Here is a 24,944-nt window from a genome sequence, read left to right as displayed (position 1 = left end):
TTGCCCGTGACAAAATCAAGGAACTGATGCAGGAGCACCCCGGAAAACACCTGCGGATTGTATTTGAAGGCTTTGGCTGAGGTGGCCCCCGTTTGGGGTTGGCTCTGGATGAGCTACAGGTAAGCCGGCAGGTTCACACCATCAATGACATTAATCTGTTGATCGAAGAGTCGGTCCTCCCTTTTACCCAGGATCGTCAGATCAACTATATCGATAACGAGTACGGTCAAGGCTTTTCTATCGGTGCCGCCAGCGGCGCAAGCTGCTGATCCGACAGAGGAGACAGTGAGCTTCGCACCCAACCTATGGACGACGGGTGCGAAGCTCTGTTTATTGGTGAATCTATAGCAGATTCCAGCGCTTGAGCAGCTTCACCGCACCAAAATACGACACCACAATCGATCGCTTGGCAAACGGAAGATGACGCTTTTTCAGCAGATAAAAACTGGAAATACCGATAACAAACAGCGAAGCAAGCAGGAATCCTGAGCTGGTGGCATGGCTGTCAGGGTGAAGGTGGCACGGGCCCAGCTCACCGTGCCCATATCGATCGACTCAATCGCAATTACCTCCCGCAGTTACTGTTTACGCTCACTAGAACCAGCGCTGTTGTGGTATCCAATAGGGGTACTATGGTTTTCACTCTAACAACAACAAACCACCGCCAAGAGGTCGGCATGTTACCATGACTATCAACCTGCCGGGACATGATTCAGAGCCGTTGCCAACCTGCCGCAAGGAGATGTCCAGGCGTGGCTGGGAGCAACTTGATGTGCTGTTTATCAGTGGCGATGCCTATGTTGATCACCCGGCCTTCGGTGTTTCCCTGCTGGCACGCTTACTCGAAGCAGCCGGTTATCGGATTGGTGTGATTGCCCAGCCGGATCTCAAGCAGCCTGAAGAACTCCAGCGCATGGGACGCCCTCGACTTTTTGCTGCCATCTCCGCCGGCGCTATGGATTCCATGGTCAACCATTATACGGCAGCAAAAAAAATCCGCCACAATGATGCTTATACCCCCGGTGGGAAGCCCGGTCTGCGGCCTGATCGCGCCACCATTGCTTATACCGCCGCAGTCAAAGGGGCCTTCAAAGGGGTAGCTACAGTGATCGGTGGCATTGAAGCGAGCTTACGCCGACTGGCCCATTACGATTACTGGTCTGACCGGGTCAGGCGCTCAATATTGGTCGACAGTAAGGCGGACCTGCTGATTTACGGGATGGCGGAAACCGCTATCCTTGAGGTAACCCGCCGACTCGATCGCGGGGAGGAGATGTCTGCGCTACGCGATATCAGAGGGTCGGCATATCTGTCCGGCCCAGAGCAACCACTACCGGAGCACTCGCTGCTGCCGAGTTTTGAGCAGGTAAGTGCGGACACCCAGCTCTACAACCAGGCTTTTCGCCTGGCAGCAGAGCAGTCCAATCCGTTTTCAGCCAAATCCCTGATCCAGCCCCACGGCAACCGCCAACTGGTTGTGCTGCCCCCGGCTTTGCCGTTAAGCGAAGAGGAAATGGACCGGATCTACGCCCTCCCCTTTACTCGTCAGCCCCACCCGGCTTATCGCGAACCCATCCCCGCATACTTGCAGATTCGTCACTCCATCACCAGCCATCGCGGCTGCTTCGGCGGCTGTTCCTTCTGCGCTATCGCCTCCCACCAGGGAAAACGGATCCAGTCACGCTCGCTTGCCTCAATCGTCAAAGAGGTCGATGCGATGAGTGCACAGCCCGACTTTAACGGGACCATCAGCGATGTCGGCGGACCAACCGCCAACATGTATGGTCTGGCTTGCGCCAACCCCGCCCAGGAACGCACCTGCCGTCGCAGCAGTTGCCTCTATCCTGAACGCTGCCGCCATCTGCAGATCGACAACCGCACCAACCTTAAGTTGCTGCAACAGGTGCGTAACCACCATAAGGTCAGGCACGTTTTTGTTGCTTCCGGTATCCGCTACGATCTGCTGCCGTTACAGCCTGATTATTATGATGCCCTGCTGGATCATCACATCAGTGGATTGCTCAAGGTGGCCCCCGAGACCTTCAGCGATTCCGTCAGCCGGGTCATGCACAAACCAGGGGCGGCAGTATTTACTGCCTTTCTCGATGATTATCGGCGGCGTTGCCGAGCAAAGGGCCGTTTTCCCGGTATCATTCCCTATCTGATCAGCGGCCATCCCGGCTGTACCCTGCATGACATGATTGAAGTGGCCCGGTACCTTAAACATCATCAACTTCGGGTTGAACAGGTACAGGATTTCACCCCAACCCCGGGCACCCTCTCGACCTGCATTTATTACACCGGGAGCGATCCCTTTAGTGGCAGTCGGATAGAAGTCGTGCGCTCAGCAAAAGAAAAAAGATTACAGAAGGCGCTGCTCCTTTACCACCGACCGGAATCCCATCGTGATATTGAGGAGGCTTTGCGCCTGTGCAGACGCACCGATCTGCTGCCGCTGCTGCTTGGCTCTCACAAACCGCGCAAAGCTGCTAACAGGTCTGAAAAAAACCGAAAATAGCCCGCTCTCATGCCCTTAACTTCTTGCTGTCATTTATAAAACCGGGTCTCGCTTCAGCCAAACGGTATGCCAGAAGGATTCAAATCGGGATAAACATATTCTGTAATTTTTTACCCTAAGTAAAATTATCCTTGACAATTTGCCCTATTTTTTGTTTGTTAGCGCTGTAAAAAACAGCGTTTTATGTTTCACTGGTGAATCATGTTGACTTGTCCCGGCGCTCACCTGGGGGCAAATCAAAAAAATCTTATTCCCATGAACCACCTGATCAACTTTTTAGTGCTTTAGTTTGTTTGATGTCATTGAGCTACAACAACATCAGACAATCGACTCAAAAACTTTTGTAAAGGGATGCCAACGATGTCAAACAACAAAATCAAACCCTCATTGCAAAACCCGCTCGCCGAAAAACACCAGGTCGACTTCAATATTCCCGGTGAAATTGCCGGCAAAGCAGGGGCGTATGAAGAGGTCATGCGTGAAGGCTACGAACTGATTGAGCGGCCGGTCAAGTCTGTCAGCGTCGCCCAGATCGAAAAACAGCACTTCAAAAAACGGATGACGGTCTGGGAACGCATCAACTTTTTAACCAGTCACGAACCCAATATCCTTTTCCAGAACTGGGGGAAAAACCTCGATGGCGCCTCTCTGGTCACCGGCATTCTCAACATCAATGGTCGAGATGTCGCTGTTTACGGGCATGATTTCACCGTCCGTGCCGGCTCTATCGACGCCACCAACGGCCAGAAACTGGCGCGACTGATGTACATGGCCGGCGAAAAAGGGATCCCGCTGATCGGCATGAACGACTCTGCCGGCGCTTTTGTCCCCGCCGGGGTTGGTGGTCTTGACGGTTATGCCGAAGCGTTTACCGCCCTGCGCAAGATCAGTGGCGTGATTCCGACGATTATGTGCATGTTCGGCTTTAATGCCGGTGGTGGCTCCTACCTGCCGCGCCAGGGCAGTTTTGTGATTCAACCGGAAGACACCTTCTTTGGTCTGACCGGACCCGGGGTTGTCAAATCGGTTCTGGGCGAAGACATCAGCCCCGAGGATCTGGGTGGACCCAAGGTTCATGCTGCTTCCGGGGTAACCGATCTGACCGTTTCCGATGAAATGGCCGCCCTGCGCACAGCTATCCGTTTGCTCAGTTACATCCCCGACAACAATCACAGCATGGCCCCGTTCCAGGAGACCAGCGACCCTCTTGATCGCAAAACCTGGGAGATCAACACCCTGCTGAAAAAAGCCTTTAACTCACCGACCGGCTTCAATACACCTTTCGATGTTTCCATCGTCATTCAGCAGATCTGTGACCATGGCGATTATTTTGAAATTCAGCCGACCCGTTCGCGGGAGGCTATCACCGCCTTTGGCCGCCTGGGCGGCAATGTGGTTGGTTTCGTAGCAAATAACTCCGCGGTTTCCTCCGGTCAGATCGACTGTGATTCGGCCCTGAAAATTGCCCGCTTTGTGCGCTTCTGCAACATCTACAATATCCCGTTGATTTTCATGGAAGACACCACCGGCTTCCTCCCCGGACGTGAACAAGAGGCGCGCGGTATTGTCCAGGCCGGTCGTTCCATGCTTGATTCGATTGTCGATGTCCGCACCCCACGGATCCTGCTGATCCTGCGCAATGCCTTTGGTGGCGCCTATGCCTCCTACAACAACTACCCGACCGGTGCCGACCTGGTGCTGGCATTGCCGACCACCCGCCTGGCCGTTATGGGCCCGGCCGGCAAAGAGTTTGTCTACAAAGATGAACTACGCAAGCTGCGCGGCTCGATCAAGGCACGCATCGCCCAGGGTGTTGCCGAGCGCATCAAGGCCGGTCTCGATGGCGCTGATGCCAAAAAAGATGCCGAGAAGGAAGCGGCTGAATGGCTCAGACGTGAGGAAGCCGCGCTGAATCTGCGTTACGAAAAAGAACTGATGAATCCGAGGGAAGGACTGGCGCTCGGCTCCATCTCCTCCCTGGTGATGCCGACCGACCTGCGCAAGGTGCTGGGGGAGAATCTCAATTTCTTCCTGCGTCATTATAAGCCATCGGCCTGGCAGGGCGTTCAGCGCGAATTCCATTGACCCTGTTCGCCATTAAACCTGTTGAGTGCTATTTTTCATCACATGAAAATTGGAGATAAAACTCATGCAACAAAATACCAACCTGTACTTTAATAACCCCTTGATCCACAAGGATCGTCGACTCAGCAAATCACCATCGAAGTGGATCAGTTCTTTTTCCTGCGAAGAATTAAAGCCGCTGATTGTCTGCCGTGGCCCGATCCGCAAAGAAGCGATGGACGTTTACGAAGAGATGGGGATCAGCCACTACGGCATCCTGTTGTCAGAAAAAGATTCCATTGTCTACCCGAATGCCCTCTCCCCGGAATTGCGTCAGCTGACTGATACCAGCAGGGTCCATCGGGTACCCGACTACACCGGAGCCTCCAAGGAAGAGCGCATTGAAAGGATCCAACAGATCATCAGTATTGCCATAGACAATGGCTACGACTCGGTTTTTGCCGGTTACGGCTTTATGGCGGAGGATGATGAGTTTGTTGCTGCCCTTGAAAATGCCGGTTTGCGCTTTATCGGGCCCTGCTCCGGCACCCAGCGCGCCGCAGGAAAAAAGGACGAGGCCAAGCGTACCGCCTTACAGGTAAATGTGTCCGTCACCCCGGGCGTCGATAACGTCACCGCCCGCACCTTGCTCAAGAAAAATAAAACCCGTGAACAATTGCGCGAACTGGTGAAAGCTGAAGGGCTGGACCTTGACCCGAAACTGATCAACGACAAGGACATTGCGCTGGAAGATCTGGCGGACGCCATCCTGTTCGCATCGTACAGCAAGGGAATTGATCTGATTTCCATCGAAGAGCTCGGCAATCAGGTGCAATACGAATGTGCGGAAATGTTCAAAAAATATCCCGGCGCCCGCATTCGCCTTAAAGCTATCGGCGGTGGGGGCGGCAAGGGACAACGGATCCTCGGCGCTTCGCTGTTGATGGTCAAACAACCGACGGAAAAACAAATTCAGGAGGCCGCTGCCGCGGCCCCCGGTCTGGTGCGGGAAATCCTCGGCGAAGTCAAAGCCAACGGTGTCGGCGACAATAAGAACGTGTTGATCGAGCTGAACATTGAGCAGACCCGTCACAATGAGATTCAGTTGCTGGGTAACGGCCAGTGGTGTATCGCTTTAGGTGGCCGCGATTGCTCATTGCAGATGCACGAGCAGAAACTGCTGGAGATTTCCGTTACCCAGGAGGGGCTGGCGCAAGAGATCGCCAAGGCGAAGAAGGCCAGGAACAGCAAGCAGGTCAAAGCCCTCGAGTCTGACCTGACCGTACTTAAGCGCATGGAAGAAGAATCCGAGCGTTTCGGCCTCGCGGTCGGGCTCGATTCGGCATCGACCTTTGAATGTATCGTTGATGGTGCGCGCCACTATTTCATGGAAGTCAACACCCGCATCCAGGTGGAACACCGAGTAACGGAACTGGTCTACAGCCTGAAATTTACCAATCCCGACAATAAAAACGAGTTCTTTATCGTCGAATCCCTGGTTGAGGCGATGGCGCTGCTGGCACTCCACAAGGATCGCCTGCCCCGCCCGGAGCGCGTTCCACGTTTTGGCGCTGCCGCAGAAGCCCGCCTGAATGCCACTGACGCCTCCCTGTCGCCGAGCGCCGGCGGCTACATCCTTTATTGGTCTCCCCCGATTGAAGGAGAAATCCGCGATGATCAGGGGATCAGCACCCCCAACCCCGACACCGGTCAATTCATGTTTTATCACCTGGCCGGAGCTTACGATTCCAACATCGCCCTGCTGTTAACCAAAGGGGAAGATCGCCTCGACAGCTACAATCACCTCTCCAAGGTGTTGTGCAGTACCATCCTGCGGGGACGCAACCTGGCTACCAACCTGAAGTTTCATTACGGCCTGGTCAACTGGTTCATTGGTAACAATGTCATGGCTAAGCCGACCACCCGCTTCATTGTTCCCTATCTGACCCTGGTCGGAAAACTCAAGGAAGAAGCACAGAAAATCGATATTGTTCACGCCTTCCTGTCAGCTAAAAAGCATTACGGCAAGCTCTTTGCTGATGACGCGGAAGGGGCCAAGGCGGCATCTGTTGCCCTGGATCGCAAAGGAACCTTGTTGACCCGGCCGATGGAAATGCTGCTGAACGATCCCCACCTGCTTTCAGGCTGGCTCAGCCTAAATAAATGCAACTACCGCATGGAACAGGGGAAAATTGTCTGGTTGCGCAATCCCTTGCTGGTCCTTGAAGATACCTACCGCTACCTCAACATGGACTGGCGGGCCGATGCGCCGGCGGCGGAAGTGATCTGGACCCATGACCGCGATCTGCTGGCAGATGCCCTTGCCTTCTATGCCAAACTGCGTGAAAAACTCTCCCTGACGGCACAGGACTTCGTAAAGCTCAACGATATGCTCGCCAAGGACAAGCCACAAGGGGGCTACGACAAGGAAACCTGGGCACGCATCCAGTCCGCCCATGCCGGTTACGAAATCGGCAACGAGTTACTTGGCCTGCTCTTTCTGGTCGCTGAGCATACCAATTTTTATGACCTGAAGGTCGAAGAAGATCTGGAAGTGACAATTCCTGAGTATCTCCACGATACCGACCTGCAGGCGGCGATGAAAAAGATTCTGGTTCCACCGCCTTCGACCAAGGCCGATGAGATCGTATCGCCTGGAGGCGGCATGTACTACGGTCAGGAAGCCCCAGGCCTGCCGCCCTTCGTCAGCGAAGGAATGCACTTTGAGAAGGGCCAGCCCCTGTTTATTCTCGAGGTCATGAAGATGTTCAATAAGGTTCCTGCACCCTTCTCCGGTACCATCGACAAGATTCTCATCGACAGTGGCGACGGGACCATCATTCAGAAGGGACAACCCCTGTTCAAGGTCACCCCGGACGAAAAGTTCGTTGAGGTTGATCCGCAGGAGATTATTCGCCAGAAGCAGGCTCAGACCAACGCCTACCTGGAGGTGGTTCTCTAAGCAACAGATACCATCAGGTAGATACAAGCATCGGTCCACCTGATGGGGGCTTGGCGTAAGATAATAAAAAAGCAGATACCCACAACCGGAGGTATCTGCTTTTTTGTTTCGTCAGCGCAATGGCAAGTTACGCCTGGGCCGTCCAGTGACCATGCAGATTGCAGTATTCACGGGCAGTGACTTTTTCTGCGGTGACTTTGAAGGTTGCCTCCGGGGTTTCACCGGGTTTAAGAAATTTACGATAAACCTTATCGTCAGCAATCAATTCAATCCACTCGATATAATGCGCTTCTTCCATTGGGTGAGATACGCTGCCAACCTTAACAGTAATTGTGCCATCACCTTTTTCAATCACTGGTACGTGCTTTTCGGTAGCAGCATCGACCGTGTTTTCAGTCATTAATTCCATGTTTTTGCCACAGCAAACCAGAGCGCCGGCTCCTGCGTGCATCACTTCGACAATATTCCCACAGATACTGCACTTGTACACTTCGAGACGTTTGGGCATCGTTTTCCTCCGTTAGTTTGGTGCCATGAGGGCACAGATCAATGAAAGGCCAATTAATCGACCTAACTTAACGCAACATTGTAGCACTAAATCAATCGCATTTCATCCCTTAGGATAACGCTTATTTTTTATCATTTGCTTTGATCTTTCCCGGCATTTTATCTATACTGAGCAGCAAAGACGATGATCGACTCTCTGCCCTGCAGGTGAGGTCAGAACGTCCACTCGGAATAGCAGTAATTCGGGGCACACTTTAGAAACCTGGTGAGCCAGCCCACCTCCAGAGTGGGACGCCTGAAAGGTTTACAGCATGCCCCACCTCATTGGCACTCGATGTGAGTCCAATGACCCACGGTAGCGGTGGAGAGTCGTCTGAAGCAAGGGGATCCGGCAACACACCGGGTCCTTTTTTTGTCTGCTCCTGTTGTTCCCCTGCTCCCCTTGGCAAACCGCTGAAATTCTGAAATCATGGTCCCCTTTAAGTCATTATGTTAATATGCACGTCTGTTTTTCTCTGTTGTGTCATTGGCCTGGATTTTCCTGGAGGAACCTGTGAACGAAACCCCCTTGCCCTCAGATGTCGTTCATCTGACGGTCGACAATAAAAACATCACCCTGATTGGCACCGCCCACATCTCCCAGGAATCGGTAGATACCGTTATCAAGGCGATTAACGACCTGCATCCTGATACCGTCTGTGTCGAACTCGATCAGCAGCGCTATCAGTCACTGATCAACAAAAAGGGGTGGGAGTCCCTCAATCTCAAAGAGGTGATCCGCAAGAAACAGTTGCCCTTTCTGCTCGCCAACCTTGCCCTTTCTTCCTACCAGAAACGCATGGGGCTGGCGACCGGAGTACAGCCTGGGGCAGAACTTGCAGCTGCCGCTCAAATTGCCGAAGAACGGGGGTTAAAAGTCGAACTGGTTGACCGCAATATCCGCACGACCCTGTTGCGGGTGTGGCGTATTACTGGTCTGTGGAACAAGATGAAGGTACTGGCCAGTCTGTTTGCCAGTCTGTTTGAAAAGCAGCAGGTCAACGAAGCGGAACTGGCCAAGTTGCGGCAGGCAGACAACCTTGCCGGCATGCTCGAAGAGATGGGGGAATTGCTGCCCTCGGTCAAGCAGATTCTGGTTGATGAGCGCGACACCTATATGGCTTACCATATCCGCCTGGCTCCCGGTGACAAGATAGTCGCCGTCGTCGGTGCTGCTCACCTGCCGGGAATCGTGGCGCGGTTACAAGGCGAACCGTCCAGCGCCATCGACATCGATCGCATCAGTACCATTCCGCCAAAATCCCTGACCTCGAAATTGATCCCCTGGGTTATTCCGATCCTGGTATTGACGCTTTTTATCGGTGGTTTTTTTTTCGCCAACCCTGAGCAGATGGCGCAGGCCGCCTGGGCCTGGATTCTCGCCAATGGCCTTTTTTCCGCCGCCGGCACCCTGCTTGCCTGGGGGCACCCGGCTACCATTATAACCGCTTTTATTGCTGCCCCCTTGACCTCCCTCAACCCGACGATTGGCGCGGGCTTTGTTACCGCCCTGGTACAATCCTTTGTTGCCCCACCCCTGGTGTCCGACATGCAACGGGTCGGCGAAGACCTGCTCAGTCTCAAAGGCTGGTGGCATAATCGCCTGGCACGAGTGCTGCTGGTTTTTCTGTTTTCATCCCTTGGTTCGTCCATCGGTACTTTCTTCGCCCTGGGCTGGATCAAAAGTCTGTTTTAATCCGGATATTTTGGAGTGATCAATGAACCAACCGTCTCGTCATCTTTTTTTTCTTAAAAACTCCCTGCGCGGGCGCTCACTTGTACAGATTCTGATTTATACCAATCTGGCCCTGTTCACCCTGGTTGTTCTCCACGGCACTATCCTCGGCCTGGGCATGCAGGTGATGTTCCGGCCACCGACAAATCTGCTGGTTTACTGGGGAGGTCAGTACTGGCCGTTGGTGCTGGAAGGCGGACAGTGGTGGCGTGCCATAACCTACGCCTTTACCCACGGTGGGCTGATTCATCTCGGTTTCAACATGATGGTTCTGTATCAGGTAGGTCCGTTACTGGAGCAGGAAATCGGCTGGAACCGTTTTCTGTCGGTCTATATGGTAACCGCTCTGGCTGCAACCGTTGCCGGACTGTTCTGGCATCCCCAGGTCGTAACGGTGGGAGCCTCCGGCGCGATCTTCGGACTGATCGGTTTTTCCGTCAGCTACTATCACCGTATCGGTGGTCATATCGGCATTCAACGCCGCAACTTCATGTTTCAGTGGGCAGTGATGGCTTTTGTTTTTGGGATTATTATCGGTGCCGACAATGCCGCTCACCTGGGCGGATTGCTCTCCGGCGCGGCCATCGGCTGGTGGATGCCGATCAGCATTCGCGGTGTGCGTCAGACCGATCGCCTGTTTCACATCAGCGGATTGATTTTCGCTGCCGCGACCGTCATCAGCATTCTCTGCATCCCGTTATCGTGGCTTGCCCGCTGACCATCAATCATCGGCTCTGAACAGCCATGGAGACCCAACATGAGCAAGCTCAAGATTTCGGCAACCAATGCCATCCGCTTTCTCAAACAGCATAAGGTCACATTTGTTCCCCACCTCTATCCTTATGAAGAAAAAGGGGGAACCAAGGCCAGTGCTAAAGCATTGAATGTCGATGAGTTTTCGGTGATCAAAACCCTGGTCATGGAAGATGACGAACAGCACCCCTTTATCATTCTGATGCACGGCAGTTGTGAAGTGTCTCTCAAGCATCTGGCCCGCCAGTTGAAAGTCAAACAGATCACCCCCTGCAACCCCGACAAGGCTGACCGAGTCACGGGCTACCAGACCGGAGGCATTTCACCTTTCGGCACCCGCCAATCGCTCCCCATCTATATGGAGGCCTCCATTGAACCACTGGGAAAAATCTGGATTAATGGAGGCAAGCGCGGTCTGCTGGTCGAGATTTCCCCGGCAGACCTGATCCGCACCCTGCAACCGGTCAAGGTATCGGTAGCCATCTGATCAAGGAGGACAGTGATGAGCGTAGCGGGACGTTTCTCTGAGGCGGCACAATGTATCCGTAATGCCGCCGCGCTGGTAATTACCACGGGTGCGGGCATGGGGGTTGATTCCGGCCTCCCGGATTTTCGCGGCAACCAGGGCTTCTGGAATGCTTACCCCAGGTATGAACGTTTAGGCTTAAGTTTTGTTCAGGCGGCAAACCCCGAACACTTTGAACAGGATCCACACTTTGGTTGGGGATTTTATGGACACCGTACCAATCTTTACCGCAATACCGTTCCCCACGCCGGATTCCACCTGTTAAAAACCTGGGGTGAGCAATTCAACCTGCTCACCTTTATCGCCACATCAAATGTTGACGGTCAATTTCAGAAGGCCGGTTTTGCTGAAGATCAGATTCTCGAAGTTCATGGCTCCATCCATCATCTGCAATGCACAACCCCTTGCAGTCGCCATATCTGGCTCAATCAGGAAGCCTTTGATATTGACGAAACAACCATGCGTTCCCTCACAACCCCTAAGTGCCCTGAATGCGGACGCGTAGCCAGGCCCAACATCCTCATGTTCGGGGACTACGCCTGGTTGCATCAACGCTCCGCCTCGCAGGAAGAGCGCTTCGATCACTTTCTGCAGCAGCACCGGGATAAACCCCTGGTCGTCATAGAAATCGGCGCCGGCACGGCGATTCCCACCATTCGCAATCTAAGTGAACGCCTGGGGCGACGACCTGATACCAGGGTATTACGTATCAACCCACGGGAACCGCAGATTCGCGGCGACCACTTTTCGTTTGCCGGCGGTGCTGTCGAGACCCTCTCGGCCCTCAACCAAGCCCTCAGTCAGCGTTAGCAGGTTTAACATGAATCTATTCACATAATATACTGAAAATAATACAAGATTTTCCCTGATTTCGGAAAAATAAGGGGTTGCAAGTAAATAGCACTAGCGCCATAATCAAAGTGGATGCACACGACGCTATATTTGCTATTCATTCGCGGGCAAACGCCAGAGCGACCCCCTCGAGGAACCCATGTCACGAAAAAAGTTTGGCGAGATTTTGCTGGAAAATCAACTGATCAATAAAGAGCAACTGGATGATGCTCTGACCCGCCAAAAAACGTCAAAAAAACCCCTGGGAAAAATCCTTGAGGACATGGATATCGTCCTTGAGGAGGATATTGCCAGAGCACTATCGACCCAGTTTGGCCTCCCCTTTGCGAAACAGCTCACCCGGCACAAATTCCCGCCGACCGTTCTAAGCACAGTCACCGCTGAAACAGCCCTGGCCCATCTGATTTTTCCATTGAAACGAGAAGGCAAAACCCTCTACCTGGCCATGGCAAACCCCCTCAATATGACGCTGCAGAGTGATCTGGGCTTCCAATTAGGGCTACGTATTGCTCCTTGTGTTGCGACCCCGGTAGATATCAAAATGGCGATTGAAAAGCACTACCAACAGAGTACGCCCGAAACCAAAGAGGATCACAGTTGGGATATTCTGCTGGTAGACAATCAGGAACTGGCGCTGAACGCTGCCGAAGCGGCACTACTAAGAAAGGGGTTTACCATTCACAAGGCGCGTACGGGTGTCGATGGGCTAAAATCGGCAGCACAACACCGGCCGAATCTGATTATTACTGACATCATACTGCCCCGCATGGACGGGATTGAACTGTTCAAAGCCCTGCAGGAGAATGCCGATTTGAGTGATATTCCGGTGATTGCCTATACTGGAAAATCAACGGCCGAAGATGAATACAAGCTACTGGAAATGGGCTTTTACGATTTTATTGCCAAGCCCATCAATCCGCTCCGGCTGCAGGCCAGAGTCAAGCGGGCGATACGCTGGTGCAATTCGTCGCGCCAGTAATTGGATTGGCCACCCCGGTCGTTACGGCTGCGGCAGCTGCCATAAATTCTCACAGGAGTAGGTCAGTCGCTTAACCCCTTCTTCAGCCACCCGCCAGGTATTTTCCACCCCGACCGCACCCAACCCCGGAAACACCGCCTTGGGTTCAAAGGCAAAGGTCATCCCCGGCAGCAGCACCTGATCATCAAAACCTTCAGCAATAAACGGGTATTCATCGACCTCAACACCAATGCCATGACCGATAAAACGCACCCGGGAAGATCCAGCCCCCATAAAATGTTCTTCATATCCCAGTTCGCAGGCGCGCTGATAACACTGGCGATATAAATCGGACCAACTCACCCCGGGACGGGCCAGATCAACCATGAATTTCTGGATCGTCAGCATATCGGCATAGGCCTGTTGTAATTTATCCGTCAGCGGACCGATCGAGAAGGTTCGGGTCTGATCAACCAGATAGCCATCGTAGGCGATAATAAAATCGACGATGATCGGCTCATGGGCGGCAATTTTTTTATGCCCGGCTCCTTGCCCCACGGCGGGAGTTGTCCCCAATCCCCCCAGAGGAGCATCAAGATGGGCTGGAACAGCGCTATCCACGCCGGAAAAAATGTGGCCGAAGAACATTTCAGCATTGAACCGGCGCATGCGAATCAACCCCTGATGCCCCTGTTTGAGAGCAAAGCCAAAGAGTTCGGCCATCACCTCATGGTCAGTCTTGCCGACCGCCAGCAGATTCTTTACCTCTTCATAAACCCGATCAGCCAGCAGGGCGCAATCCTTCATAATCTCAAGCTCGTAACCACTTTTTATCGCCCTTACGGTGCGCACCTGTGGGGCAATATCAACAAATTCAGTTGCGGGCAACAGCTTCTGGTATCGCTGTGCCTCAATGACCGGCAATACATCGAACTCCATCCCTGCGCGTCCTGGTAACGACACCCCAAAACGGCCAAGCTCGCCGACCAAGCTGGCGAGCCGATCGATGGGGACGACGTGACAAAGCCCTGATTCCATGCGCGCACGCCCTTGGTCACGAAAGACAAAATAGATCGGCTCCCCTTCTGCCGGCAGATAATAGAGTCCACGTTGAATAGAACCGGTAAAATAAAAAAGATCACTATTTTGCACCAGGATCGCCGCATCTAGCTGTTGTTCACGCAGCTGTTGCTGAAGGTTACGTGAACGCTCTGTCAATTCTGTCAACGGGGTTATACGCATGGGTGATATCCCTTTGTGGTCGTCAAAACCACCGGTTACTCAGCGCTATGGCACCAATGGTGAACAACTAAGGAACTATGGCGTTACCGCACAATCGGTTGGATCCCCTTTGAGTTTCGCCAGGGCATGGGGCAATACCGGTAACAATACGGAAAAGTTCTCTGAGGCCCCCTTGGGACTGCCGGGCAGATTGATGATCAGACTCTGCTTGCGCACGCCGACCAGTGCCCGCGACAACATGGCATGAGGGGTCTTGGCCAGACTGGCGGCACGCATCGCTTCAGCCATACCGGGGATCTGATAATCAAGAACCGAGGCGGTCGCCTGGGGGGTCTGGTCGCGAGGGCTCAGCCCGGTCCCGCCGGTAGTCAGAATCAGGTCAAGGCCCAGGTCATCGACCCAGCGGGTCAGCATCAGGGCCAGGGTCTGCATTTCGTCGGGAATGATCTGATAACGTACCACATCGCCCAAGGGGGCTACCATCTGAGATAGCAGTGGTCCACTCTCATCAATCCGCTCACCACGGGCGCCTTTATCAGACAGGGTAAGAATACCGATCCTGAATTTCTCTAAAGTCATCACACTGCTCCCTGCCGAGGGGATTATCTCTTTTTCGTGGATAGCATCCGCCTGGCATTATTGATGATCGGTTGCGTCACATTGCGACTGGTAGCCAGTTCTTTAATATCCCGCTCCGACAAAAAAGACATCAGCCTCATAGCCTGCTGTACCGGGGTGCGGGGGTGATAGACCAGGGCCTTTTTCATATCATACAGCTTCACCCAATCACGATTCAGCAGAATAATCCTGATCAGCTCTTCGGAGCTGCTGCGATTCAGGGCTACGGCGATGGCTTCGGCCTCAGTAATGCGCGGGTTACGCAGCACTGCGGTGTTAATCTGCTTGTTCGCCTCGCGGATCAGCAGGGTACGCCACTCCTTATCACCGGTAAGAGCCATTTTTATTTTTTCATTAACGCTCATTTCCTGCAGTTGCTGGTACTTGGACAGTGATTCATCATCAAGCTTGTCTTCGTTCTCGGCACCAGCTACAGCCTGATCCTGATCACTATCATCGGCCGCTGCTTCGATCTCTTTCTCCTCTGGCGGATCTGCTTTTTCCTGTGGTTCAACCCAGCCCAGACGCAAACGTGTTACTTTTTCGGTATTGGGATTATTGATGATTGCCTTGCGAAGGATGTCGGACTTGCGCAGAATCTTGTCATTGTCGGCCAACATGTCGAGGACCTGACCGGAACTGTTTTCAGCTATAAATAACAGACTTCTGATTCCGGTCATCGGGTGGACCAAGACCGCCTGCATGACGGCCTCGTCTTCAAAGCGCAGATGAACGATTAAGTCGATAATCGCAGGATGGAGTTCCGGCAGGGACAGAGCAGCCAGAATAATTTTCGCCGGCAGGGTCTGCAGGGTACTTAAGGCCTCTTCTTTAAGTTCCGGATTCTCGCCGTTATAAAAAACAAAAAGAACCATGACCAGATTCGAACCGGACATGGGCAGAGCTCCACGGGCAGCAGCCAGACGGACACTATGCCCGCCCCATTTGCTCATAATCTTTGCAACTTCCGCGGGGAGCTTGATCTGAACTTTTTCGCTTTTATCTTCGCGGTTCACAAAAAGTACCTATCAGCGCTCGACCTCGATACGGGCGCGCAATCCACTCGCATTGACCTGCGCGACGACCTCTTCAGCTGCCTTGAGTCCGTTGCGCACAACAACCAGCACGGAACCTTCGATGGTCGGCTGTGAATCCACTTGCGCCACCTGGATATCGCGCTCAGCGAGCTCACGCTGCTGACGGCGGGCGCGTTCACGATCGGAAAAAGACCCGATGTAGAGGGCCCAGCGGTCGCCATCAGGAAGTAAAAACGCTGAAGAATAATCTTTGTGCAGCTCTTCCAGACGAATCTGAGCCTGGGCCAGGGGATAGATTCCCTCCAGCAGCCGGATCATATCGACCCTGCCTGAGCCACGCTCCTGTTGCGGATCAAAACCACGTTCTCGCAACAGTGCTGCGGCCCGCTCCAGATCTCGTTGACTGATGAACGGGCCAACCAGCACGCGATGAGCCGGCTCAGCTACCGCTGCAACCGGAGCCTCTGTTGCAGGTGGCGGCTGGGCCTCACTGCCAACCTCCGCTGCCACGCTGGGGTCACTATCGTTGGTACCACCAATAACAGTAGCAGGGACGACAGCAAGGTGGGCCGCTACGTCCGCAACCACCTCGTCCACGGCTTCCTCCATCCCCCTAACAGCGTCCTCTTCAGCGGCGGCATCAGCGATTACCGGTTTTGCTGATGTGCCGCTATCCTGTCCCTCGGCAACTCCTTCCGGGGTTGCGCCGGTGCTTGTTAGCTTGGCACCTTCAAGGGGTTGCGGGCGCTCGGGAGCGGTCATCCGTTTTTCAACGCGAACCTGCGGTCGGTTGCCGGACTGACCGCTTAACAGATCGCCGTACTGGTACCAGCCACCGACAACACCGGCAACTACGATAATCAGTAAAGCCAGGATCACCAGGGGCCAAACCAATGAACCACCAACCCTGCTACCGCTGGTTACTTCCTGATCGGCAAGCGCGCTGAAGGTCGTTTTGGGCGCATCATCATCGATCAGCAGATCTTCGAGTCTTTTTTTATGGGCTGAAGTCTGCGGTTCTGATGCGCCGCTGGACGTATCCGGTGTAACACGGCTGTGATGGTTTTCCTCTGTCATTATTTGATTCCGGCGAAAATTGACGGCGGGGCAAAGCTGTCGATTGCCCCGCCGTACAGGTTAAGATTCTTTGGCTTGTTCTTCAAGAATCTTGGCGGTCTGATGGGAAGGCACTTCTTCGTACTTGCAGAATTCCATAGTGAACATACCACGGTCAGACGTCATTGAGCGCAACTCAGGCGCATAACGCAATACTTCAGCCATCGGCACTTCAGCACGGATGGTCTGGCTGTTGGCTTGGGGTTCAACCCCGACAACCTTGCCGCGACGCGAATTCAGATCGCCAATCACATCCCCCATGCAGTCATCAGGAACGGTTATCTCCATTGCCATGATCGGTTCGAGCAGCACCGGCTTGCACTGTTCCATGGCTTTTTTGAACGCCATGGAACCGGCCACCTTAAAGGCCATTTCCGATGAGTCGACAGAGTGATGAGAACCATCATAGAGACTGACCTGAACGTCAACCACCTGATTCTTGGTCAATGGACCGGTTTTCATCGCCTCAATAATCCCCTTATCAACCGCCGGAATGTAGTTACGCGGCACAACACCACCGACAACCTTGTCGACGAATTCGTAGCCGCTGCCACGCGGGAGGGGTTTGACTTCAATCCAGACATCACCGTACTGACCGCGACCACCGGACTGTTTCTTGTATTTTCCCTGAACCTGGGTGGAGACGCGAATGGTCTCACGATACGGCACCTTAGGCTCCTTGAGGATAACATCAGCGCCGTACTTACGCTTGAGGCGCTCCACTGCAACCTCCAGATGGATCTGCCCCATACCTGAGAGCACCATCTCCTTGGTGTCATCATCGCGGGTTACGGTCAAGGTTGGGTCTTCTTCCATCAGGCGCTGCAATCCGGTATAGATCTTGTCTTCGTCCCCTTTGTTCCGACCTTCGAGGGCGAAAGAGATAACCGGCTTGAGGGGCACCAGTGGTTCGAACATGATCGGGTCTTTCAGGTCACAGAGGGTGTCTCCGGTACCCGTTACTTTCAGTTTGGGGACTGCGATAATATCACCGGCGGCAGCGACCTCGATGGGGGTCTGTTTTTTCCCTTCCATTTTGTAAATGTGGCTGATGCGCTCTTTTTCATCCTTATTCGGATTTAACACAACCGTATCAGCCGTCAAGGTGCCTGAATACAAGCGCATCAGGGTCAATTTACCGGCATAGGGGTCATTAATGGTCTTGAACACCATGGCGGAGAAGGGATCGTCGGGACTCGGCTTGCGCTCCACCGGTTCGTCGGTGTTAGGCTTGAATCCGATCTGAATCCCCTTGTCGATCGGGGATGGCAGGCAGGCAACCACATAATCGAGCAGTTGCCGCACACCGATATTGGCGGTCGCACTGCCGCAGAATACCGGGGTAAAAACACCGGTCAAGGTGCCTTCACGCAACCCTTGCAAGATATCCTCCTGCGACAGGGTTTCCCCTTCAAGATATTTTTCCATCAACTCGTCGTCGGCCTCCGCAACCGCTTCGACCAGTTGCTCACGCAGACGCGTAGCTTCTTTCAGGTACTCCTCGGGAATGTCGATTTCATCATACTTACCGGTTTCGTCAAAGGTATAGACCCGCGCCTTCATCCGCACCAGATCGATAATTCCCTTGAAATTTTCTTCAGCACCAATCGGCTGGGTTACGACAACCGCCCGGGCACCGAGGGATTTTTCCATATCATCAACGGCTTTGAGAAAATCTGCCCGCTCTTTATCCATTTTGTTGACAAAGGCAATGCGCGGCACCTCAAAAGCGTCGCACCACTCCCAGATTCTTTTGGTCTGGGCCTTGGTCCCGGATATCGCCGAAACAATAACCACCGCTCCGCCAAGAACCCGCAGGCAACGTCGTGTGTCGTGGAGAAAATTGCTGACCCCGGGGGTATCAACAATATTCAGGTTGTAATCATTCCAGCGACAATGGTTCAGGCTCGCGCTCAGGGTCGACTTGCGTTTAATTTCTTCTTCTTCAAAATCCATGGACGAGGTGCCCAGATCAACCTTCCCCAGTTTATCTGTCATCCCGGTATTGAAGATGATGGCCTCCACCAGCGAGGTTTTGCCTGCGCCATTATGCGCCACAATGCCAAGATTTCTCACCTTTGTCGTGTCGTACTTCTCCATGAATCGCTCCTTTGCATGAAAAGTCACTCCCCGCAAACGTCTCTGCCCACATGGGTAGGGTCGCTTAACCGGAGCACAGAAAGATTAGTGGCCCGCTACTTTTTATTGCGCTCGTATAACAAACGGAGCCCCTCAAGGGTCAGATAAGGTTCTACCCGGTCAATGACAGGGGTCGCCGCAGCAATGGGGGCTGCCAGCCCGCCCGTGGCGACAACTAATGGCGACTGCGACATCTCGACTTTCATGCGACTGACAATGCCTTCCACCAGTCCGAGATAGCCGAAAAAAATCCCCGCCTGAATGCTGTTCACGGTATTCTTGGCGACAATCTGCCCGGGCTGTAAAAAATCAACGCGGGGCAATTTGCTTGCGCGCTCAAACAGCGCATCGGCAGAAATCCCGATCCCCGGAGCGATGGCCCCCCCCTGGTAGCAGCCATCGGCTGAGACCACATCAAAGGTGGTGGCCGTACCGAAATCTACCACAATCAGGGCACAGCGGGATTGGTCATAGGCTGCAACCGCGTTAACAATCCGATCAGCGCCGACCTCCCGGGGGTTATCATAATGGATCGGCATGCCGGTTTTCATTCCCGGCCCGACCAGATAGGGAACCAGTTGAAAATATTTTTTACACAGCCCCTCGACGGTGTTCTGCATGGACGGGACGACGGTTGAGACAATCACATCGCAAAGGTCAGAAAAACTGATACCAGCAAGCTGAAATAATTGTCGCATGAGCATGGCATATTCATCCACCGTGCGATACTTATCGGTAGCAACCCGCCAGTCGTAGATCAGCTTCTGATCCTGATATACACCCAATACGGTATTGCTGTTACCTACATCGATGACCAGCAGCATGGTAGCAATTTTCCTTTTACGTTGATCAGTTGACCAGGCGGACATCGCCGGCCACAATGCGTTCGATCGCACCGGAAGCGCATTGCAAGCGCAGGGCCCCATCCACTTCCAGACCCACGACCGTCCCAATCGGACCGGAGTCGACCGTAACCTGGCGATTGATGATCGGACACAGTTGCTCCCAACGTTGACGAATCGGTGCGAACCCTCGGCGGAGAAACTCAGCATAATAGCAATCGAGCCGCTCAAGCAACGCACGTAAAAAAATCCGCCGCACAACCGGCCGACCGGTTTCAAGCAAAACGGAGGTGGCCGGGTAGTTGAGTTTCGCCGGAAACTGTTCGGTGGTCATGTTGAGATTCACCCCAAGACCAAGAACAACGTAATTAATCTGTTCGGTTTCAGCACTCATCTCATTGAGCAGTCCGGCAATTTTGGCGCCGCCAACCAGGATATCGTTGGGCCACTTCACCTCCGCCCTGATGTGGCCAACCTCCTCAAGAACATCGACAACGGCAACAGCTGAAAGAAACGTCAACTGCGGAGCCTGTTGAACCGGAATCAGCGGCCGCAGCAGAACCGAGCAGTAAAGATTGACCCCGGCCGGCGAAGCCCACTGCCGCCCCAGACGTCCCCGCCCGGCCAATTGTTGATCAGCAACCAGCACGGTACCTTCTTCCGCCCCCGCTTCAGCCTGACGTTTCAACTGCAGGTTGGTTGAATCAACAGCCTGAAGAATTTGCAGGGAGCGACCAACGATTTGACAATCAAGTCCGCTGACAATATCACGATCAAACAACAGATCGGGAGGCTCAAGCAGTCGATAACCTTTGGCGTGGCGGGCTTCAATCGCCACGCCCAGGCTCCGCAAGGCGCTCATCTGCTTCCAGATGGCGGCCCGTGACAGGTGCAGCTCGGCACTGATCTTTTCACCTGACAGCCAACAGTCAGGGTGACTGCGCAGCAAGGCCAAAATACGATCACGAGAAGACAAGGCAGACGGAATCACTTGAACAGCATGGAGATGTCAGCCGCCGTAACCGAGTGGGTCAGCGCACCGACAGAAATGATATTGACACCGGTTTCGGCAATTTCTCGAACCCGTTCCAGATTGACACCACCAGAGGCCTCGGTCAGGGCGCGGCCGCCAATCAACGCTACCGCAGTCACCATGTCGGTGTTCGACATGTTGTCGAGCATGATCACATCGGCACCGGCATCAAGGGCCTGTTGAACTTCGTCGAGGTTACGGGTTTCGACCTCTATTTTAAGGACATGAGGCACTTTTTCCCGGGTCGCTGCAATCGCTTGAGCGATCCCGCCGACAGCGGCAATATGGTTTTCCTTGATCAGCACGCCATCAAACAAGCCGATACGATGATTACGCCCGCCGCCGGCACGGACTGCGTACTTATCAAGGAAGCGCAAGCCGGGGACGGTTTTGCGGGTATCCACAATAACGGCACCGGTGCCCTCGACCGCGGCGACAAACCGTGCGGTGAGAGTGGCAATCCCGGACATGCGCTGCAGCAGGTTCAAGGCGACCCGCTCTCCTTGCAACAACGTCAGGGCGGGTCCTTTCAACCAGGCAAGGACATCCCCTCTTTTCACCTTCTGACCGTCGATAAAAATCTTCTCAAAGCGAAGATCGGGGTCCAGTTGATGAAAAACAGCTGCCGCGACATCGAGGCCGGCAACGACAAAGTCCTCCTTGGCCACCAACTCGGCGCGTACCGTCGTTTCGGCCGCAACGACAGCCAGGGAAGTGACATCGCCTAAACCAATATCTTCCTGCAGTGCGGTGCGGACTATTCGTTCAATCTCAAAGTGCATTCTATGTATCTCCACCAAAAGGTGCCAACAACCTTGAAACCAATGACGTTATTTAAGAAATGAGGTCCATCTATGATGCTTTTGCACAGAGTATCAATTTAGCTGGATAAGCAAAAAGCGCCAAATGCAAGGCGCGTCATTGTGGAACAATGAGGCGTACATACGTACGTCGAAGCAGTGAAACAATGGCAGCAACGCAGCAGTTGGTGCGTTTTTGCGACGCCATCATCTATAGCATATTGACATCACCCATCGCAACTTAAAACAGGGTCGACTAGATGGCAAATCTCCTTTACATTTCCGTTACTTGTGGTAAAAATAAGGGACTTTTAGCGATCCTGTCGACTCACTTCTTGCGAGGAACAACACATGAAACCGTACACATTTCTCTTGCTGGCCAGCCTGTTGTTATCAACTGTCGGTTGTGTCAGCAAGAATAGCTATCAACAAAAGGTTAACGAAACCGAATTACTCACCGCAGATGTTGCTACCTTGAGCACAACAACCACTGAATTACGTCAGGAAAAACAGATATTGCAAGCCGACCTGGCAACCCTCAACTCGCGCCTGGTAGAGGTTTTACAAGAGAATTCGCAACTACAACGCGAACTGCTGGTTGCCACTGCGACAAAAGAACGGCAGGAGGGAAACCTTTCCCTTCATCAACAGCGTATCGATGCATTACAGAATAAAAACCAGGAACTGCAGGCGACAGTGGAAGCGCTGAATATTGCTCTGGACAAGGAACGGGTTGCGCGCGAAGCGCGACTGGCTCAGATCAAACACACTTATGAAGAACTGGTTGAGGCCCTTGAAGAAGAAATCACCCGCGGCGAACTCACCATTTCCAACCTGGAAGGCAAGTTGACCGTCAATCTGCTGAATCAGATTCTCTTTGACTCGGGCGCCACCCAACTGCGTGAAGAAGGGAAAAAGGTGTTGAAAAACCTGGGAGATGTCCTGCATCGCTTTCCTGATCGTGCCCTGCAGATTGCCGGGCATACGGACAATGTCCAGATCAGTTCACGCTTAGCGGAACGATTTCCCACCAACTGGGAGCTTTCTACCGCCCGCGCCACCAGTGTTATCCACTTTCTCCAACAGGAAGCCGACATTCCCGGAAACCGCCTGATCGCCGCCGGATTCAGTGAGTATCAACCCGTTGCCGATAACAGTACCCCGCAGGGACGTGCCCAGAACCGGCGCATCGAAATCCTGCTGGTGCCTTTTGCGTCGGAACTTGGCGAGTGAATCGGCGGTGCAACTGTCCAACATCGACTCGGGGGCCATGCCAGGGGGAACTTTTCGTCATCCCTGACCACGCGACTGTCGCCAGCCATAGCGACAGTCGCCCTTGACATAGGACCCTCTACCCTGCGGCAATCAAAACTGCAGCGATTTGGTCTGCAAAAACTCTTCCAAACCGTAACGCCCCAACTCCCGTCCGTTACCGGACTGCTTGTAGCCACCAAACGGTGCCAGAGGATTAAATCGACCACCGTTAATATCGACCTGACCGGTCTGCAGTTTTCTCGCCACCCGCTCGGCACGCTCGCTATTTGCCGACCAGACCCCTCCGGCAAGGCCATAGACCGTGGCATTGGCGATGGCAATGGCCTCATCATCGTCGCGATAGGTCATAATTGACAGCACCGGGCCAAAGATCTCCTCGCGGGCGATCTTCATCTCTTTGGTTACCCGGCCAAACACCGTCGGCCGCACGTAATAACCCAGAGGCAACCCAGCCGGTGGCTCGATGCCTCCAAGCAGGAGGTCTGCACCCTCTTCGAGGCCACTGCGGATATAATCAAGGACCCGATCACGCTGACCGGCAGAAATCAGTGGGCCGATACGAGCCTTTGTGTTGAGGGGGTTTTCCGGAACATAAAGTGCAGCATGCCGGCGAACCAGCTCAACCACAACCTCATATTTATCCTCGGGGATCAACATGCGGGTGTTAGCGTTGCAGGTCTGGCCGGAATTAAGAAAGCAACTGCTTAGCGTGGCCTTAACCGCGGTTTCAAGATCGGCATCATCCAGCAGAATGGCAGCAGACTTCCCCCCCAATTCCAGCGCTACGCGCGCCACTGTTTGGGCACCAAGAGCCATGATGTGCTTGCCAACGGCAGTGGACCCGGTAAATGAAACCATATCGACAGCCGGATGAGACGCCAAAGATTCTCCCGCCACCCTTCCCTCACCTGACACCAGATTAAAAACCCCTGGTGGCAACCCACTGGAATCAACAATCTCTGCCAGAACGAAAGCATTGAGGGGGGTCAGTTCGCTCGGCTTGGCAACGATGGTACAACCGGCAGCCAGGGCGGCGGCCACCTTAATCATCAGCTGATGGAGGGGATAATTCCAGGGGGTGATGGCGGCAACAACACCAACAGGTTCCTTGAGCACCAATGAGTTGCCAATGCGTTCGGAAAACGCAAACTCCCCCAGCAGCTTGATGTAGCTTTCCAGCACCACCATCGGCAACCCTGCCTGAATACGTTGACTGAGCTTGATCGGCATTCCCATCTCGCTGGTAATAACTTCAGCCAGCTCCGGCCCACGCGTCACCAACGCTTCATAAATCTGGGACAAATACCCAGCCCTGATCGCAGGTTTGGTAGCTGCCCACCCGGGCAGAGCATTACGCGCTGCGGTTACGGCTGCCGCCGCATCGTCGGCACTCCCGGCCGGAACCGTTGCAATAACCGCTTCCGTTGCCGGATTAACCACCTCAATCAGATCAGTGCCCAGCGGCGTACTCCAGACACCATCAATATACAATTTGCTGAAGGTTTTCATTTAATCCTCCGGAAAAATGAAACGGTGATTCACAACGACATCCTATGGACCTGTTACCAGTTCTACGAAACAATGTGGTAATGATTCAGCTGCAGTCCTTCGCGCAGGGCCTTTGGCTCCTATGGCAAGGCTCTTTGTCGCCATGGACGGTGACAAAGAGTGGTCATGGATGACGCAAAGCGTCCCTTGACATAGGATTTCCGACCCGCTGCTGAACAGATACAACATGTGGAAATTTGCGGGGAAAACTGCCAATCTCAGCTCATATGCGCCAATGGTGCTGTTAATACCTTAATCCGTTTTCGATATACCGGGTCTCTCCGATATCCAGCACTGGCGGAATCAACAGTATCATCCGGACAGCATAAACAAGACGTGCAGTCCGACTAATAAACCATGGTCAATGCTAACCATCAACA

20 protein-coding genes and 1 other RNA gene are annotated in these 24,944 nt (G+C 53.6%); 11 read left to right on the top strand and 10 right to left on the bottom strand.

Going from position 1 to position 24,944, the window contains the following annotated elements; translation table 11 throughout:
* The first annotated feature begins 92 nt into the window (after nt 1–92).
* From ICT70_RS15340 to ICT70_RS11930, 4 genes are all read left to right on the top strand, one after another.
* A complete protein-coding gene (locus ICT70_RS15340; protein WP_191156950.1) occupies nt 93–269 on the top strand; it encodes a hypothetical protein in 177 nt (58 codons plus the stop codon).
* Nucleotides 270–685: 416 nt separating this feature from the next.
* The gene (locus tag ICT70_RS11940) at nt 686–2,518 is read left to right on the top strand and encodes a YgiQ family radical SAM protein (protein WP_191156948.1); all 1,833 of its coding nucleotides are present in this window, start codon (nt 686–688) and stop codon (nt 2,516–2,518) included.
* Nucleotides 2,519–2,878: 360 nt separating this feature from the next.
* Nucleotides 2,879–4,603: an acyl-CoA carboxylase subunit beta gene (locus tag ICT70_RS11935; RefSeq protein ID WP_191156946.1), complete on the top strand. Its 1,725-nt coding sequence runs from the start codon at nt 2,879–2,881 to the stop codon at nt 4,601–4,603.
* A 64-nt stretch (nt 4,604–4,667) separates the two neighbouring features.
* Entirely contained in the window at nt 4,668–7,544 is a 2,877-nt protein-coding gene (locus ICT70_RS11930; RefSeq protein ID WP_191156944.1) for a biotin/lipoyl-containing protein, read from the top strand.
* 127 nt (nt 7,545–7,671) lie between these two features.
* Here the strand turns inward: ICT70_RS11930 and ICT70_RS11925 are convergent, their stop codons facing one another.
* On the bottom strand, nt 7,672–8,052 hold the full coding sequence (locus tag ICT70_RS11925; protein ID WP_191156942.1) for a desulfoferrodoxin: 381 nt from the start codon (nt 8,050–8,052) through the stop codon (nt 7,672–7,674).
* A gap of 189 nt (nt 8,053–8,241) precedes the next feature.
* On the opposite strand from ICT70_RS11925, the gene ssrS reads away from it, so the two are divergent.
* The 6 genes from ssrS (at nt 8,242) to ICT70_RS11895 (ending at nt 12,935) form a co-directional block, all read left to right on the top strand.
* Nucleotides 8,242–8,423, top strand: a non-coding RNA gene (gene ssrS / locus ICT70_RS11920) — 6S RNA.
* A gap of 181 nt (nt 8,424–8,604) precedes the next feature.
* Nucleotides 8,605–9,786, top strand: a complete 1,182-nt coding sequence (locus ICT70_RS11915) for a TraB family protein (RefSeq protein WP_191156940.1) — start codon at nt 8,605–8,607, stop codon at nt 9,784–9,786.
* Nucleotides 9,787–9,808: 22 nt separating this feature from the next.
* Nucleotides 9,809–10,543, top strand: a complete 735-nt coding sequence (locus ICT70_RS11910) for a rhomboid family intramembrane serine protease (protein WP_191156938.1) — start codon at nt 9,809–9,811, stop codon at nt 10,541–10,543.
* 39 nt (nt 10,544–10,582) lie between these two features.
* Nucleotides 10,583–11,065: a Cys-tRNA(Pro) deacylase gene (ybaK, locus tag ICT70_RS11905; protein ID WP_191156936.1), complete on the top strand. Its 483-nt coding sequence runs from the start codon at nt 10,583–10,585 to the stop codon at nt 11,063–11,065.
* 15 nt (nt 11,066–11,080) lie between these two features.
* Nucleotides 11,081–11,914, top strand: coding sequence for an SIR2 family NAD-dependent protein deacylase (locus tag ICT70_RS11900; RefSeq protein WP_191156934.1), 834 nt, complete (start codon nt 11,081–11,083; stop codon nt 11,912–11,914).
* Nucleotides 11,915–12,095: 181 nt separating this feature from the next.
* A complete protein-coding gene (locus ICT70_RS11895; protein WP_191156931.1) occupies nt 12,096–12,935 on the top strand; it encodes a response regulator in 840 nt (279 codons plus the stop codon).
* A gap of 21 nt (nt 12,936–12,956) precedes the next feature.
* On the opposite strand, the gene ICT70_RS11890 is transcribed toward ICT70_RS11895, so the two are convergent.
* The 8 genes from ICT70_RS11890 to nadC form a co-directional block, all read right to left on the bottom strand.
* The gene (locus ICT70_RS11890) at nt 12,957–14,156 is read right to left on the bottom strand and encodes a M24 family metallopeptidase (RefSeq protein ID WP_191156929.1); all 1,200 of its coding nucleotides are present in this window, start codon (nt 14,154–14,156) and stop codon (nt 12,957–12,959) included.
* 75 nt (nt 14,157–14,231) lie between these two features.
* On the bottom strand, nt 14,232–14,735 hold the full coding sequence (locus tag ICT70_RS11885) for a MogA/MoaB family molybdenum cofactor biosynthesis protein (RefSeq protein ID WP_191156927.1): 504 nt from the start codon (nt 14,733–14,735) through the stop codon (nt 14,232–14,234).
* A gap of 23 nt (nt 14,736–14,758) precedes the next feature.
* Nucleotides 14,759–15,727 (bottom strand): hypothetical protein, encoded by a 969-nt coding sequence (locus tag ICT70_RS11880; RefSeq protein WP_191156925.1) that lies wholly within the window; start codon nt 15,725–15,727, stop codon nt 14,759–14,761.
* 75 nt (nt 15,728–15,802) lie between these two features.
* On the bottom strand, nt 15,803–16,888 hold the full coding sequence (locus ICT70_RS11875) for a hypothetical protein (protein WP_191156923.1): 1,086 nt from the start codon (nt 16,886–16,888) through the stop codon (nt 15,803–15,805).
* 60 nt (nt 16,889–16,948) lie between these two features.
* Nucleotides 16,949–19,027 (bottom strand): elongation factor G, encoded by a 2,079-nt coding sequence (gene fusA / locus ICT70_RS11870; RefSeq protein ID WP_191156921.1) that lies wholly within the window; start codon nt 19,025–19,027, stop codon nt 16,949–16,951.
* A 95-nt stretch (nt 19,028–19,122) separates the two neighbouring features.
* Nucleotides 19,123–19,890 (bottom strand): type III pantothenate kinase, encoded by a 768-nt coding sequence (locus ICT70_RS11865; protein WP_191156919.1) that lies wholly within the window; start codon nt 19,888–19,890, stop codon nt 19,123–19,125.
* A gap of 25 nt (nt 19,891–19,915) precedes the next feature.
* Nucleotides 19,916–20,884 (bottom strand): biotin--[acetyl-CoA-carboxylase] ligase, encoded by a 969-nt coding sequence (locus ICT70_RS11860; protein ID WP_191156999.1) that lies wholly within the window; start codon nt 20,882–20,884, stop codon nt 19,916–19,918.
* Nucleotides 20,885–20,895: 11 nt separating this feature from the next.
* Nucleotides 20,896–21,723: a carboxylating nicotinate-nucleotide diphosphorylase gene (gene nadC, locus ICT70_RS11855; RefSeq protein WP_191156918.1), complete on the bottom strand. Its 828-nt coding sequence runs from the start codon at nt 21,721–21,723 to the stop codon at nt 20,896–20,898.
* Nucleotides 21,724–22,092: 369 nt separating this feature from the next.
* On the opposite strand from nadC, the gene ICT70_RS11850 reads away from it, so the two are divergent.
* Nucleotides 22,093–22,974 (top strand): OmpA/MotB family protein, encoded by an 882-nt coding sequence (locus tag ICT70_RS11850; protein ID WP_191156916.1) that lies wholly within the window; start codon nt 22,093–22,095, stop codon nt 22,972–22,974.
* Nucleotides 22,975–23,106: 132 nt separating this feature from the next.
* Here ICT70_RS11850 and ICT70_RS11845 read toward each other — a convergent pair whose 3' ends face one another.
* Complete coding sequence (locus tag ICT70_RS11845) at nt 23,107–24,525, bottom strand: aldehyde dehydrogenase family protein (RefSeq protein WP_191156914.1); 1,419 nt, start codon at nt 24,523–24,525, stop codon at nt 23,107–23,109.
* Nucleotides 24,526–24,944: the final 419 nt, after the last annotated feature.

Source organism: Pelovirga terrestris, from assembly GCF_014773365.1.
Taxonomy (GTDB): Bacteria; Desulfobacterota; Desulfuromonadia; order Desulfuromonadales; family Geopsychrobacteraceae; genus Pelovirga; species Pelovirga terrestris.
The sequence above is the reverse complement of the archived record's forward strand: the minus strand, read 5'-3'. Positions and strand labels throughout refer to the sequence as shown.

Excerpts from the sequence above, each read along its gene's own strand:
- ICT70_RS11940 (WP_191156948.1), top strand. The coding sequence starts at position 686 with ATGACTATCAACCTGCCGGGACATGATTCAGAGCCGTTGCCAACCTGC.
- ICT70_RS11935 (WP_191156946.1), top strand. The coding sequence starts at position 2,879 with ATGTCAAACAACAAAATCAAACCCTCATTGCAAAACCCGCTCGCCGAA.
- ICT70_RS11930 (WP_191156944.1), top strand. The coding sequence starts at position 4,668 with ATGCAACAAAATACCAACCTGTACTTTAATAACCCCTTGATCCACAAG.
- ICT70_RS11925 (WP_191156942.1), bottom strand. The coding sequence starts at position 8,052 with ATGCCCAAACGTCTCGAAGTGTACAAGTGCAGTATCTGTGGGAATATT.
- ICT70_RS11910 (WP_191156938.1), top strand. The coding sequence starts at position 9,809 with ATGAACCAACCGTCTCGTCATCTTTTTTTTCTTAAAAACTCCCTGCGC.
- ybaK (WP_191156936.1), top strand. The coding sequence starts at position 10,583 with ATGAGCAAGCTCAAGATTTCGGCAACCAATGCCATCCGCTTTCTCAAA.
- ICT70_RS11900 (WP_191156934.1), top strand. The coding sequence starts at position 11,081 with ATGAGCGTAGCGGGACGTTTCTCTGAGGCGGCACAATGTATCCGTAAT.
- ICT70_RS11895 (WP_191156931.1), top strand. The coding sequence starts at position 12,096 with ATGTCACGAAAAAAGTTTGGCGAGATTTTGCTGGAAAATCAACTGATC.
- ICT70_RS11890 (WP_191156929.1), bottom strand. The coding sequence starts at position 14,156 with ATGCGTATAACCCCGTTGACAGAATTGACAGAGCGTTCACGTAACCTT.
- ICT70_RS11885 (WP_191156927.1), bottom strand. The coding sequence starts at position 14,735 with ATGACTTTAGAGAAATTCAGGATCGGTATTCTTACCCTGTCTGATAAA.
- ICT70_RS11880 (WP_191156925.1), bottom strand. The coding sequence starts at position 15,727 with ATGAGCAAATGGGGCGGGCATAGTGTCCGTCTGGCTGCTGCCCGTGGA.
- ICT70_RS11875 (WP_191156923.1), bottom strand. The coding sequence starts at position 16,888 with ATGACAGAGGAAAACCATCACAGCCGTGTTACACCGGATACGTCCAGC.
- fusA (WP_191156921.1), bottom strand. The coding sequence starts at position 19,027 with ATGGAGAAGTACGACACGACAAAGGTGAGAAATCTTGGCATTGTGGCG.
- ICT70_RS11865 (WP_191156919.1), bottom strand. The coding sequence starts at position 19,890 with ATGCTGCTGGTCATCGATGTAGGTAACAGCAATACCGTATTGGGTGTA.
- nadC (WP_191156918.1), bottom strand. The coding sequence starts at position 21,723 with ATGCACTTTGAGATTGAACGAATAGTCCGCACCGCACTGCAGGAAGAT.
- ICT70_RS11850 (WP_191156916.1), top strand. The coding sequence starts at position 22,093 with ATGAAACCGTACACATTTCTCTTGCTGGCCAGCCTGTTGTTATCAACT.
- ICT70_RS11845 (WP_191156914.1), bottom strand. The coding sequence starts at position 24,525 with ATGAAAACCTTCAGCAAATTGTATATTGATGGTGTCTGGAGTACGCCG.